General features: G+C 56.8%; 9 protein-coding genes. 6 read left to right on the forward strand and 3 right to left on the reverse strand.

Features of this window, described 5'->3' with window-relative positions:
- Positions 1-8: 8 nt before the first annotated feature.
- The 4 genes from tssM (at position 9) to Q0915_RS25230 (ending at position 6,293) form a co-directional block, all read left to right on the forward strand.
- Positions 9-3,593, forward strand: coding sequence for a type VI secretion system membrane subunit TssM (gene tssM, locus Q0915_RS25215; protein WP_299483479.1), 3,585 nt, complete (start codon positions 9-11; stop codon positions 3,591-3,593).
- Between the two features lie 77 nt (positions 3,594-3,670).
- Positions 3,671-4,423: a type VI secretion system-associated protein TagF gene (tagF, locus tag Q0915_RS25220; protein ID WP_299483481.1), complete on the forward strand. Its 753-nt coding sequence runs from the start codon at positions 3,671-3,673 to the stop codon at positions 4,421-4,423.
- A 90-nt stretch (positions 4,424-4,513) separates the two neighbouring features.
- On the forward strand, positions 4,514-5,137 hold the full coding sequence (locus Q0915_RS25225; RefSeq protein ID WP_299483483.1) for a PP2C family protein-serine/threonine phosphatase: 624 nt from the start codon (positions 4,514-4,516) through the stop codon (positions 5,135-5,137).
- Positions 5,130-6,293 carry a serine/threonine-protein kinase gene (locus Q0915_RS25230; protein ID WP_299483485.1) on the forward strand — a complete coding sequence of 388 codons (1,164 nt, stop codon included), beginning with the start codon at positions 5,130-5,132 and terminating at the stop codon, positions 6,291-6,293. Before Q0915_RS25225 ends, Q0915_RS25230 begins: the two co-directional genes overlap by 8 nt.
- Here Q0915_RS25230 and Q0915_RS25235 read toward each other — a convergent pair.
- The 3 genes from Q0915_RS25235 to Q0915_RS25245 form a co-directional block, all read right to left on the reverse strand.
- Complete coding sequence (locus tag Q0915_RS25235) at positions 6,272-8,026, reverse strand: hypothetical protein (protein ID WP_299483487.1); 1,755 nt, start codon at positions 8,024-8,026, stop codon at positions 6,272-6,274. The genes Q0915_RS25230 and Q0915_RS25235 overlap by 22 nt on opposite strands.
- Before the next feature lie 4 nt (positions 8,027-8,030).
- The gene (locus Q0915_RS25240; RefSeq protein ID WP_299483489.1) at positions 8,031-8,381 is read right to left on the reverse strand and encodes a hypothetical protein; all 351 of its coding nucleotides are present in this window, start codon (positions 8,379-8,381) and stop codon (positions 8,031-8,033) included.
- A gap of 98 nt (positions 8,382-8,479) precedes the next feature.
- The gene (locus Q0915_RS25245) at positions 8,480-10,009 is read right to left on the reverse strand and encodes a type VI secretion system Vgr family protein (RefSeq protein ID WP_299483491.1); all 1,530 of its coding nucleotides are present in this window, start codon (positions 10,007-10,009) and stop codon (positions 8,480-8,482) included.
- A gap of 490 nt (positions 10,010-10,499) precedes the next feature.
- Here Q0915_RS25245 and Q0915_RS25250 point away from each other — a divergent pair, with 490 nt between their 5' ends.
- Both Q0915_RS25250 and tssH read left to right on the forward strand, forming a co-directional pair.
- Positions 10,500-11,012, forward strand: coding sequence for an Hcp family type VI secretion system effector (locus Q0915_RS25250; protein ID WP_299483493.1), 513 nt, complete (start codon positions 10,500-10,502; stop codon positions 11,010-11,012).
- A gap of 173 nt (positions 11,013-11,185) precedes the next feature.
- Positions 11,186-13,924, forward strand: a complete 2,739-nt coding sequence (gene tssH, locus Q0915_RS25255; RefSeq protein ID WP_299483495.1) for a type VI secretion system ATPase TssH — start codon at positions 11,186-11,188, stop codon at positions 13,922-13,924.
- The last annotated feature ends 15 nt before the right edge of the window (positions 13,925-13,939 follow it).

Below are 13,939 nucleotides of genomic sequence, written 5' to 3' on the forward strand. Positions count from 1 at the left end.
GGTAAGAGATGTTTCGAACTTACCTCGCATCTCTGTTGCGCCCCGCAAGCCTGATCATTCTGCTCTTTTTGATCATCATCTCGGCTATCGTCCTGATCTGGGGCGGCTTGCTCACGATTGCCGGGATCACACCGTTTGAAAATCCGGCACCGCGGCTCATCTTCGCGGTAATCCTGATCCTTGGATTTTTCCTGATCACATTCATACGCCATCTTTTGACACGGCGCGCGAATGCGAAGCTCATCAACTCGATGCTTGCGAATGACGAACTCGTGTCGATGGGCAATGATCTGTCAGCCGACGAGGTCGAACTGATCAGGGAACGTTTCGAAACCGCACTCACGACTCTTCGGGACAATCCCGTTGCCGGCTCGAATTCCAAGAATTACCTGTTCGAATTGCCCTGGTACATCATCATTGGTCCGCCAGGGACAGGCAAGACGACCATCTTGCGGAACTCGGGACTGGATTTTCCGCTCGCTGACGGCGGTCATGAAGCCATTCAGGGTGTCGGCGGCACGCGCAACTGCGACTGGTGGATTTCCAACGAGGCCGTCCTGATCGATACAGCAGGGCGCTATACCACCCAGGACGTCAATAAAGGCGTCGACAGTGCCGCCTGGAGCGGATTCCTCGATCTGCTGCTCAAACACCGCGAACGCCGGCCGATCAACGGCGTCTTGCTGGCTGTCAGCGTGGAAGATGTTGCGCTTGCTGGCGAAGCGGAGCGAAAACAGCAGGCCGAGATTCTCCGCCAGCGACTTCGCGAACTGCATCGTGCGTTCGGCATGCGCCTGCCCGTCTACCTCATGTTCACTAAGTGTGACCTGATTGCGGGTTTCGACGAGTATTTTGACACGCTTCGCGACGCTGACCGCCAACAGGTCTGGGGTGTCACATTCCCCTATGACGATCAACAGGTCTCGGTGGGACCGGGATTTGAAACAGGGTTTGTAGACCTTGTCGGCCGCATCGAACGGCAGCTACCGGAAAAACTCGCCGATGAACGCAACAACAGCCGCCGCTGCCGGATCTACGGCTTCCCGCATGAATTCGGCAGCCTCGGCAACGTGCTTCGCGATTTCCTGAGTGATGTCTTCAGACCCACGCGCTACGAGGCGCAGCCGCTTCTGCGCGGGGTTTATTTCACGTCCGGCACACAGGAAGGCACGCCGTTCGACCGGCTTTTGGGGGCGATGGGCCGAAGCTTTTCGCTCGCGGCCAGCCAGCAACCGGCAATGAGCGGGCAATCGAAAGCCTTTTTCATCAAGAAACTGCTGACCGATATCGTGTTCCCGGAACAGAACCTCGTCGGCAAGAACCGGAAGCTCGAACGCCGCATAACAACAATCTACAGCGGCGCTGCCTTCTCGCTCGCAGCGCTCGTGGTCGGTCTGGTCCTTTACTGGATTGCCGGATTGAACGAAGCCATGACGGTTTCCGAAGAAACCGCGAAGTCTGCGGAGCAGGTCCGCGTTCTGAAGACAGAAGCCGACAGGAATCGCTCACTCATAAACCTGTTGCCGACGTTGAACGCGGCACGGGATATGCGCGAACAGATCGAGGACAGCGAAAACTGGCTGTCCGAGACACCTTTCAGCGTCGAAGCACAATCGGTCCTCTATCCGGCTGCCAACCGGAGTTACAATGATCTGCTGGAAGAGTATCTGCTGCCTTCGATCAACTCGCGTCTCGAGGCTCAGATCCAGCTCCTGTCGACAGCCTCGGACGGCAACAGCGCCCTGTTGCGCGATCAGCTTGAGACGTATCTCATGCTGACAACCGGCCAGAACTACGATGCGTCCAAGGTTCAGGCGGCCCTGCGCGCGCAGAACGAGGCAACATTTCTGCTGAACCCCCAGGACCGTGCGGAAATGCAGGTCCATATGGACAATCTGGAGAACATACTGCCGATCTCAGGGGCCGCGGCCGCACCCACGGCAGCCGAACTCCCGGTTCTGGATGCCGCCAGAAGCCGGATCCAACAGGCGCCTCAGGCACAGGATATCTACAACCGGATGGTCTCGGACGCTGCGCAGCGCTACAGGCTTCCGCCGATCAATATCGTGCGCACACTCGGTTCCGGTTCGCTCTATGTCGATACGGCGAATGCCGGCGGACGGACGATCATTCCGGGCATCTACACGAAAAACGGTTTTTACAATTTCTTCCTGGAAAGACTGCCGGAATACATACGCGGTTCGATGGGAAGCGACTGGGTCCTTGGCAACAGCGTCAATGCGACGACCTACAACCAGGTCGCCATGAAAATCGTCAAGCTCTATACCGACGACTACATAAAGGCCTGGCGCGAAGGAACTGCCTATATCAGGGTTGTTGAAGTCGGATCGCTCGGACGCGCACAGACCGTTCTGGAGCAGTTGTCCAATCCGGATTCGCCGCTTCTGACGATCCTGAACCTGCTGCGAGACAATACACAACTGCCACTTCCGGGGGACAACACAGAGCAGGCCGCGGCTGGACAGGCAGCGGACGCCTCGGGCAATGCTGGTGCCGGAGGATTGGTCGCCTCCGCATCGCAAGCCTCTCAAAGAGCGGCTGTCGAAACGGCTTTTGGAGACGCGCCCTGGCCGGGCCTTGCCATCGAGGATGCATTCCGGCCCCTCAACAACCTTGTCGATCCGGACAGCGGCGCATCGCTTGATCGCGTCCTTCAGCTCTTCGGCGACCTTTACGGCAACGTATCGGGTGTGGTGACCGCGCCGGCCCCCAACAAAGCTGCTTTCGATGTTGTGAAGAGCCGGGCGCAGAACCCGCAAAACGACTCTTTCACGTCGCTCAGATCCGAAGCCGCGACCAAACCGGAGCCGATCCGTTCCCTGGTGCTGTCCATCGTCAACCGCACCTGGGCCCTGCTCAATCAATCAGCCTTTATTTACATAAACCGGTCCTGGCAGAACGAGGTTCTTCCGGTTTGCTCCAGTATCATGGCTGGCAGATATCCGTTCTTCCAGGAGTCGGAAGACGACATCTCACTTCAGGATTTCAAAGACCTGCTGGGACCAGCCGGTGTCGTCGACACCTTCTTCACCGATTATGTGTCGCCCTTTGTCAACATACGCGGACGCCAGCTGGTTGAAATCGAAACCCAGGGGGCGAATCTCGGTCTTTCCAATGGTTCGCTCGCGCAACTTGCAACGGCACAAACGATCCGGGATGCGTTTTTCCCGAGCGGGGCTCCGGACGCGACGGCAAAGTTCACGATCAGACCGACCTTTCTCGATCCAGGAGCGCTCAAATCCACGCTCAAGATCGACGATGAGTCGATCGTCTACCGACACGGACCTGTCCGTGCGACAGATTTCACCTGGCCAAGCCAGGCCGATGCCAGCAGTGCGGAGATTTCCGTTACGCTTCTCGACAATTCAACGACCTCACTCAGAAAATCGGGCACGTGGGCGATCTTCCGGCTCCTGACCGCATCCGGCCTGTCTTCAGCGCGCGGACGGGATCAGTTCGTGTTTTCGATCAGCAAGAATGACGTCAAAGCAAGTTTCGCACTGAATGCGGGAAGTGTAACCAATCCGTTCAATCTTGGACTTTACGCCTTCCGGTGCCCGCCGTCGCTGTAAGTCTTAAGGTCGCGCCGTCGCCCGACGGCCCGTCGCCACCGCACCTCACCGCAGGGTCAGGAACAACGGAGCCGGAAATGCAACATTGCGGGTTTTTCGGCAAACGTCCCCTGGAACGCGACTTTGTCTTCGAAGGACTGGCAGCCGGTATGACGGATGCATGGGCAGCCATGATGTCCGACTGGTTGATCAGTGCGCAAAGCGCATTTCCGCAAGACTGGATAGAACACTATTTCGATGCACCGGCGTGGCGATTTGCAATATCTCCCGGTCTTCTGGGGCCCTCTGCCTGGTGCGGCCTCCTGTGCGCTTCAGCCGATACATTGGGGAGAGCCTTTCCGCTTGCGGTGCTGATCCCTGCGCAAGGCCGGATCTCCCGGCTCTTGTTCGATTCCACCGCCGAAAGTGTTCTGGATTCTCTCGAAGTGAAATCCATGGCCTACATCGAAGGACAGATTTCGCGGAAGGAGTTTCATGCTGCAATCGTCGAAAGCGAGAATGCGCTTCGGTCCGTTCATGTTGAGGAAGCCGGAACGGACGATCTCGAACTGAGCGCGCAAAACGAGGCCATGTGCCTCAGTTTCGCTCGCACCAGTGAGGAAGCAATTATCGCGGAAAACGCGCTCTGCCTCCGGTCTTTGAACGCAAAGCAGAACAGCCTTCCCCGGTCGTACTGGTGGCAGGACGGGAGCGAAAACCGTCCTCCGGAACTATGTACCTGGAGGGGTCTGCCAAAAGGGTCGGGGACAGGTGGATTCTTCGCCGGAATGTGGGAGACTTTTGGCTGGCAGCAAGAAACAATAGATCCGGACAGGATCCTGCGGCCATAGGGGAGCGCCTTTTTGGAAATGTCAAATACATCGCCTGTCCCTTTGAACTTGCGTGTTGAAGCCGCAACACGCCAGGGACCCCACCACCCGATGAATCAGGACACGCATTTTGCCGACGTAAATAACGGCTTGTTTTCAATTGCGGACGGGATGGGCGGCCACAGGGATGGCGATCTTGCAAGCCAGGCAGCCGTGCAGGCAGTCGCCGGATTGACAGCGATGCCCGCAATGTCGCACGAAAAGCAATTGATTGCTGTCGAGGCAGCGCTTTCAAAAGTGAACCAGACCCTGTTTTCGAGCTACCTGGCAGCGCCCGAGCTTGATATTTCCGGGACAACAAGCCTCAGCCTCGTTATCAGCGGCTCTTATGCCAGTTGCATCTGGACCGGAGATTCCCGGCTTTATCTCTTGCGCGATCAGCATCTTTTCCTGATCTCGGAAGATCACGCGGACGAATTGGGACGTCTGACATCCGGGGTCGGTATTTCCGAAACGATATCTATTCTCGGACGGCGCACGGTGGAATTGATGCCGGGAGACGTTTTTGTGCTTTGCACCGACGGCCTGTTGAAGGGAATGGACGAAACCCTGCTTGCAAACATGACCGCGGAAGGCACTCACGGACTGACCGACCGTCTGATAGCCCGATCCGTCGCTGGAGGCTCGAATGACGATATTACAGTGATCGTTGTCTGGGCGGACGACTATGGCTAAGCAGCTCAGAGATCCAAAGCCTCGCGAACCAGACGAGATGGACGGTCACCAGAAAGCCGACGGTCCGTCCGATCCCGCGAAGATGGTGCCGGACGCGAGCGAAGCCGGCCAGGGCCCGGTCGAAAGGGGGACAGATGCCGGCGTTTCCGATGAGCAGGCATCCCAGGAGAATGCGGCGGAAAAACCCGCAACAGATGCTGCGCCAACAAGCGAAAATCCCAAGCCGGTCAGGATCGAAGTTCAGCCGGGTACCGTTCTGAAAGAACGTTTTCTGCTGTTGAAGGAAATCGGGAAAGGGGGGCTTTCGATTGTATACAAGGCGCGCGACATGGTTGCGGCGAAGGCAGGGCTCGCCGATCCGAACGTCGCCGTCAAGATCATCCGCGCAGCCCCGGACGTCGACCCGGATATCATCGCGCTGATGCACCGGGAGGCGCGTCGCCTCAGGGACCTCGTTCATCCGAATATCGTGCGCGTCTACGACATGGACCGCGAAGGCGACATTCACTTCATGGTCATGGAGTTGCTGGAAGGACAGGCGCTGTCGAAAATTCTGAGAAACGCACCTGACCACAAATTGCAGCCTGCGCAGCTTCATCGGCTTATCGAGAACCTGTCGGGAGCCCTTACCTACGCGCATAAGAACGGGATCATTCACGCCGATCTGAAACCGGGAAATGTCTTCGTTCAAAAAAACGGTGTGGCGAAACTGATCGATTTCAACATCGCCTATCCGATTGCCCGCCCTCTCAAGACCCGCGAAGAAGACACGATTGTCATTCTCGCCAGGTTTGGTGCCGTTACGCCTGCCTATGCTTCGCCGCAACGCCTGAAAGGCGCCGAACCCTGCGAACCGGACGACGTGTTCTCGCTCGCTGTCATTACCTACCTCGCGCTCACCGGATCGCGGCCATTTGGCAAGAAAAATGCCTTGGAAGCGCGTGAAGAAGGTCTTGTTGCGGCGCGTCCGGAGGACCTGTCACTTCTGCGCTGGCGTGCGTTGCGTCACGGGCTTTCGCTCAGCGATTCGGGCCGGACGCAGACCGCCGCAATGTTTGCCCAGAGCTATTGCCACCCGAATCCTTTTTCGGTTTTACGAGCCTTCATTCACCAGCTGATCACCGGTCAACCCTATCAGCCTTCTGCGGGTAAATAGAACGAATGGGATTGGCTGGCCGCCCATCCGGACTGAACCGACGCGGCGACACTGATCAGGTCCTGATCCTCTGCCTGGACGCGTTGCACCTGGAAGACGACCTGCCCTGAGAGCGAAGCGCTCAGTTGCTCAAGGTTTGCCGAAACGGCTTCAACACGTGCGTCAGCAGATTGTCCGGGAGACAGTGCACCGCCCAATGCTTCCTGAAACAGAGAAAACAGCCTGGAAACCAGGAGAGCCTGATCTAGCGAGCCTCGCCCTTCCTTTCCGGGTTTCAGTGTGACGCCTCTGCGAAAAACAAGACTGGTGCGATTGGCAACGCCTTCCAGCACGTTGATGCCGAATTGCGCCAGTGAAGGCGCTGCACCCGGACCGGCAAGATAGCGGGTTGCGGTGGCAACGGATTTGCCCATTGAGAGGCTTTCTTCCACTTCGAGCGCATCAAAGTCTGCTGGAACACCAACCGGCATGGACGGAAAGACCTCACGATCCAGCTGCGCGAGAATACGCGCAAGCGCAATCCATGCGCCGGACGCGAACACGGCCGGCCATGATGTGTCCGCCGTATACAGACGTGCTTCGTTCCAGAACAGTGCCACATGCGAAGCGGCGTCCGATTCGCGCAAGCCCTGGAAACCTTCGTATCCAGGCTCGCTCAGCAGCTGATGGGGCGCTTCCATACCGGCAAGCTGTTCTCCCGGTACTCCAGCAAAATCGGCTTCAAGGGCGACAAGCCCGACGGTGTCGGATTCTGCGCATGCGCGTGTGATGGTCTTGAGGTTGTCGGCCCCTTGCCCGGATGCGCCCGTTTTGTTTGCAAACAATACAACATCGTAGAGTTCGGCCTGCAGGACCCCATCATATCCGCAGATCACTGCATCGAGCGCTTCAGGGGCCAGATCACTATCCAGCTGCTGCAGATGGAGTTCAAAGGGCAACGTCGCCTGCAATTCGGACAACAGAAGCTTCAGGCTTTGCCAGTTTTCAACCACAGTGCCCAGTTTCGGAACGTCAAAAAACGCCTGGCATTGCGCACTCAAAAGCGCGTCGACAGGCGTTCCCTTGTCGGCTTTAGCAACAGGTTTGACGAAATCCTGACTTTCCTCACGCAGCGTTTTGCGCACGAACGCATCCACCGCGGCTTTCGCCACATCAGAGCTGTCCGACGATTTCCCGGACGCTGCAGGGGAATCGATCATGGAAAACAGGGCATCCAGACCATCCGCCTTGTCGTCGCTCGATGGTGAGGGCGCTTCATCAGCCTGTGAATGTTCGCTCACTTGCGGGGCGTCTTGGCTCGATCGCCCAAACGACGCTGAACTGTCCTGCAATGCCCTGATGACCTTGTCATAGAGCTGACCAAATTCGGACAACCGGTCCGCGTCGTTTCTTGCCGGGTCCACTTCCTGGAAAAAACCGAACTTCCCAGCGATCGTGGCGGGGCGCAGGTCGCGCACCGCATCAAAAGAAATCCGCTCTTCAATCTCGGATGGATGTGACCCGAGGCCATTGGGAGCGCGGACATGGAAGTCCGGCCGGTTGTCCTCAAGGATTTCTGCAACATCGAGCCCGTTGACATCAATGACGCCCGTGTCCGGAGCGAAACCGAAGTCTCCCGCAATCAGGATGCGGAATGGCGGCGGCGGTGTGACGGCAACCGCACGTGGCGCTCCGCTGCCCAGTCCGACTGAAAAACTGCTTATCCCGCCTTTCGGCTCGTCCTGCCCTGACATAGTTCTAACCCTGGTTGATCACGGTAAGATTTGCTTCGATCGACAAAAAGGCCAAGGTCTGGCGGTCGATCACGACCTGTCCGTCGACCTCATAACCCGTCCGTTTGTCGGCAGCATGGCCGGTTACGCCGAAAACAAGGGCCGAACGGGAATTCACCGATGTCATCCCCACGGGCGTAACGGTCAGATCGACGTTTAGAGGCTCACCGGTGCACATCATCTCCTGGGACCGTCCGAGAGGCGTCGGCGCATTGCCGCCGTCCTGGTAAACCTGGGGCGACCGGGTTCTCAGATAGTCATATATGCAAGAGTGAAGCGCGTCTGGTTCTCGCTGCGCCGGTTTCCAGGTCGCCATTCTATACCTCACGTGGTTTCCGGTCGTATGCCGGGCTTGCAGCTATTATCTCACTTTCAGCGCCGGACACCAATGGTGACCGGCGCAGATGCGAAGATCTAAACGGCGCCATCACTGATCTGGAAGACGATTCCGGACGACGTTTTGGTGCGATGAGCGACATTCTGGTTGGTCGAGGTGACCGGATTGGTCTGTTCCCCGTTGGAGACGGCACCCAGAATAACCGGACGGTCCGGATCGCCCTGGAGAAAACCGAGAAGAACTTCTGTGTCCTTCGTCAGAGTCGAGTGGGATCCAAAACCATCTCCGCCGCCATAGGGTTCCATTTTTCTCACGAAGTAGCTGGCCAGACCATTCAGCAGACCGCTTTCCTCGTCGATGATCCGGATCTTGTAACGCCCGGAATCATCCAGTTCAGCGCGCTTGCTGTCGGTTTCGCCATCGACAAAGCCGACCATGTAACCACTGACAACCGGTTTCGGTGTGCTAACCGGAGGGCGGTATCCCTTGTCAAAGGGAACGCACACGAAACGGTTCTGATAGGGCGCGGGTTCCTTGTTGGAAGAACTGAAACCGATCGGCGTTGAAATCGTGCACGAATGATCCACCGATATCACGATGTAGAGCCCGTCCAGCTCGCTGATGGGATGATCTTTCAATCTGAAGAACAAGCCCGGACGCAGATTGGGAATATTACTTTCGCCGACGAACTGAAGACGCTCGCCCTCAATCTGGTCCACGCGCCGCTTTGCGATGAATTCGCCGTCAGCAACAACGGGATAATTTTCACCGTAGAGCGTTGTCACACCCTGCCCTTCGAATGAGGCATTCGCAGAAACGGACAGCGACACTTTCGGCGTATCTTCATTGAATTCGCGAAGCGCAATCGTCCCACTTTGCGTTTCGTAACTCGCATTGAAAGACCATACGCCGAAACTGTCGGAACCCAGAACCTGATGTTTGCTCCGATAAGCGAGTTCTTCGTTGATGTTCTCTCCGCTCAACTTGGTGAAATGCTCTTTCTTGTCGCCGAAGATTACTTTTTCCCGGTCACCGGTCTGATCGAAAGCAAAGTAGATCCCAAACCGTTCACACATACGCATCAGGAAGTTCAGATCGTTTTCCTGGTACTGAAATACGAAGTCGAGCTTTGGATAGTCCGACGCCGCGACAAGCAGGTCCGACTGAATCTGACGCGCAACGCGCTCTGATGACGTGCTGGAGGATGACTTGTTGGCGTCCGCAAGTTCGCCCTGGATAATGTCGACGACCGTGACGTCCTTGTCGGTGCCGTAGACCTGGTTCTGCCCGGAGTGTCGTAGCATTGCGAGTTCCGGCTCAAGCACAATTTCGTAACAGAATTCTCTGTTCGGTGTCGGATCGCACGTCCGCGCTGCTCCGACGACACCTATGAAGGCGACTGTCTCATGCGCTCTTTTGAACTCGAGTTTGGTGGATTGACCAAGAAGATCTTCAAGATTGATCGGTTTCTTGGAGATGAGCGAAACCTCATACCGGTAGGTCTTCCCCAGTGCTTCGGACGCACGCAAGCTCTCCACATAAACTTCTTCGCCGGCGTCGCCTGGCAACTTGATACTCATCTGACCGCTTAGTTGTTCAGCACTCATCGAGAATTCCTCCTTCGGCTGGTCTGGCCGGCTCTTTATCTGATGTGGCCGAGTTTTGCAGGAATTTCGTTACGCTTCCACAAAACCGGGCAACCGACCGTCTTCATAAACCCAACGTGTGTGCGGCAATGCTCCGGGTCAATTCACCGAATTCTGCACATTTGCCTTTTTCTCTCTTAACAAATTCATGAATTCGGGTGCTTGCTCGGTCGTTTTGACAGGTTTGGCGGCCTCTCCTTCCAGTTGTTGGATATAATTGTGATCCAAATCACACGTCAAAAGTGGGATCTTTCGCGCACTCTACACGCAAGTGTGAAGAAAACTGCGCAGTGTCATAAATTAACAGAATCTAAATTTACTATTTAGCTGTTTGTATTCGTTTGATTTTCTTTTTTTTCGTCGAATTGGCACAGGGCTTGCGATGTTGTTGGCAGTCGGGAGCAGGACGCTCCGGCAGGTTGGAAACGCAGATTTTCTTGGAGAGGTCATCATGTCAAACATCGCATATCTGAAAGCTACCGGGGCAACCCAAGGCGACATGACAGCAGACGCAACCACAGGCGACAGCATCGGCAACCTGTGGCAGGAAGGCCATGAAGGCCAATCCCTGGTCTATGCTCTGGAACAGAACGCAGTCGTGCCCCGTGACCCGCAGTCCGGTTCCATCATCGCAACACGCCGCCACCTGCCGACGACCTTTACCAAGCCGGTCGACAAGGCAACCCCGCTCTTCTGGCAGGCGCTGGCAACCGGTGAAGCGCTCGAAATCGAAGTCGAGTTCTGGCGTACGTCCACGGCGGGCGTTCAGGAGCATTACTACACAATCAAATTCACTGACGCGGTTCTGGTGGAAGGCAAGACGATCCTTCCGGACGTCAACGACGAAGCCAACGCCTCGCGCGGCGACATCGACCAGTTCTCTTTCACCTACCGCAAGTGCGAGTGGACCCACGAAGTTGCCGGCACAAGCGCATCCGACGATTACCGCGCTCCGGTCACCTGATAAATCAAAAAACGTCGAACAAAACTGGACCGTTCCGCCTGCCGGAACGGTTCTTTTTTTAGTTTTACAGAATTTTTTAACGAGACACGGAGAACTATGCCTTCATAGTGCAAATGACATGAATTTGTACTAAAAAGCACTATCATCATACAACCAGTGGATGGGGCCAGCTCTTGCTTGATCTAGATCTCCGCCGACTAATCGGGCGTCTAAACACATATTGCAGACGTTCGCTTGAAGCCGCAGCCGGTCTTGCCGTTACGCGAGGCCACTACGAGGTCACGATCGAGCATCTGCTTCATGTCTTTACAGACAGCGCCCAGCATGACCTTCAGAGCGCCTGCCGGTATTTTGAGATCGATCCGGCCCCATTCAAGAAAGCGCTGGAATCGACGCTTGAAAGCATGAAGCGCGGCAATCAGGGCCGGCCCGCGTTTTCTCCACTTCTGATTGAGTGGATTTCGGACGCCTGGCTTGTGAGCTCCGTTGAGCTGGATCTCGATCAGGTCCGCTCCGGCAGCCTCCTGGCAACGATATTCGCCAAACCCAATCGCTTCGGGGACGACCGGTGGCTCGACCCGCTGGATGCAATGTCGTTTGCGGAACTGAAGAAAAACTTCCGCGACATCATCGATCAGTCCGAAGAAACGACCGCGGGTCTAACTGCCAGGACCTCGGGCGGCGAATCCGATGGCAATCGCTCCGTTGCGCCCGGCATGGACCCGGACAGCGCCTTGGCGCGGTTCTGCACCAACTTCACGCAGCTCGCGCGAGACGGCAAGATCGATCAGGTCTTCTGCCGGGACCGTGAGATCCAGCAGATGATCGATGTTCTCGGCCGCAGGCGGAAAAACAATCCGATCTGCGTCGGTGAACCCGGCGTCGGCAAGACGGCGGTTGTCGAGGGTCTGGCCCGCAAAATTGCTGAAAACGATGTTCCCGACATGCTCAAGAACGTTGAGCTGATCGGCCTGGATCTCGGAATGCTGCAGGCCGGTGCCGGCGTCAAAGGCGAGTTCGAGAACCGTCTCAAGGGGATCATCGACGAGGTAAAATCGTCGGCAAAGCCGATCATCCTTTTCATCGATGAAGCGCATATGCTGATCGGTGCCGGCGGATCGGCAGGCGGTGCTGACGCAGCCAACCTCCTCAAACCGGCACTTGCGCGCGGGGAGCTGCGCACGATCGCTGCCACGACATGGAGCGAGTACAAGAAATACATCGAAAAGGACCCGGCACTCGAGCGCCGGTTCCAACTCATCAAACTGGATGAACCGAGCCCGGAGCAGGCAATCACGATCATGCGCGGCCTGCGCGGCGCCTATGAAAAGAATCACGGTGTCTATATTCGCGACGATGCCGTTGTTGCAGCTGCCAAGCTGGCGGCACGCTATATTTCAGGACGCCAGCTTCCAGACAAGGCGGTGGACGTACTGGACACGGCCTGTGCCCGGGTCAAGCTGTCCCTGTCCTCCAAGCCGTTTGTCATCGAGCTCAAGGAAAAACGTCTCGGCGAATTGCAACGCGAGCTCGATTCCCTGCAGCGCGACCATCAGGCCGACTTTGCGTCTCATGATCTTGAAGTGAGCGAAATCGAGCAGGAAGTCGCGGATGCGGAAGCCTCGATCAACGAGCTAACCGACCGGTGGATGCGGGAGAAAGAGCTGGTCGAACAATTGCTCAAGATCCGGCACCAGCTGGGATTGAGCCTGGAAGATGATGTTGCCCCCGATGCAGCGGCAGGAGACGGTGAAACCGGCGAAGGCGAAGAAACTGAAAGCGAAGACACGACCGCTGGCGATGAGGTCGCCGGTGACGGTCCGGACATCACACCGGAAGACTACGCAAAAATCGCTGCCGATCTGAAATCGGTTCAGGCGGGTGACCCCCTGATTTCATTTGAAGTCACAGAAGAGGCCGTCGGACAGGTCATCTCCGACTGGACCGGCGTTCCGCTCGGACGCATGGTGCAGGATGACGCGGAATCCATCCTTTCGCTCGGCAACAAACTCAAAGGCCGTGTGATCGGCCAGGACCACGCGATCGAGGCCGTCGACCAGGCACTTCGTACTGCCAAGGCCGGTGTTCAGAACCCTGACGCCCCGATGGGCGTGTTCCTGTTCGTCGGGCCGTCAGGTGTCGGTAAAACCGAACTTGCAACTGCGATCGCCGATCAGTTGTTCGGCGGCGAGCGCTTTCTCATCTCGATCAACATGTCCGAGTTTCAGGAAAAGCACACCGTATCCAAACTCGTCGGATCACCTCCGGGGTATGTCGGATACGGCGAAGGTGGCGTTCTGACCGAGGCAGTACGCCAACGCCCCTACTCTGTGGTCCTGCTGGACGAGGTCGAAAAAGCTGATCTTGAGGTCATGAACCTGTTTTACCAGGTGTTCGACAAGGGTGTGCTGTCTGACGGTGAAGGCAGGCTGATCGACTTCAAGAACACGATCGTCGTCTTGACCAGTAATCTGGCAACGGACGTACTGACAGAGATGGGGAGCCTCCCCACCAAGCCGACGGCAGATGAACTCGTCGCCGGTTGCCGGCCTATCCTGAGCGCGCATTTCAAACCCGCGCTTCTTGCCCGCATGCAGATCGTTCCGTTCTATCCGCTGATCGGTGCACCACTCGAAAAGATCGTCCGGCTGAAACTGAACAAGATCGGCAAGCGCCTGCGCGAAAACCAGAAACTCGAACTGGTCTATTCGGACGAGGTTGTCGAATCGATCGCTGCCCGGTGCACGGAGGTGGAAACCGGCGCCCGCAACATCGATCACATCATCAACCGTACCATTCTGCCGGAGCTCTCGACCGAGCTTTTGACGCAAATGGGTGCGGAAGACGCAGATTTCACACGTGTTGAAATCGCCTTGGGAGACGGCGGAGCCTTCAGCTACGCCCTCGCCTGAGCAATTCGCCGAGAC

It is taken from the genome of uncultured Roseibium sp. (assembly GCF_947494555.1).
Taxonomy (GTDB): Bacteria; Pseudomonadota; Alphaproteobacteria; order Rhizobiales; family Stappiaceae; genus Roseibium.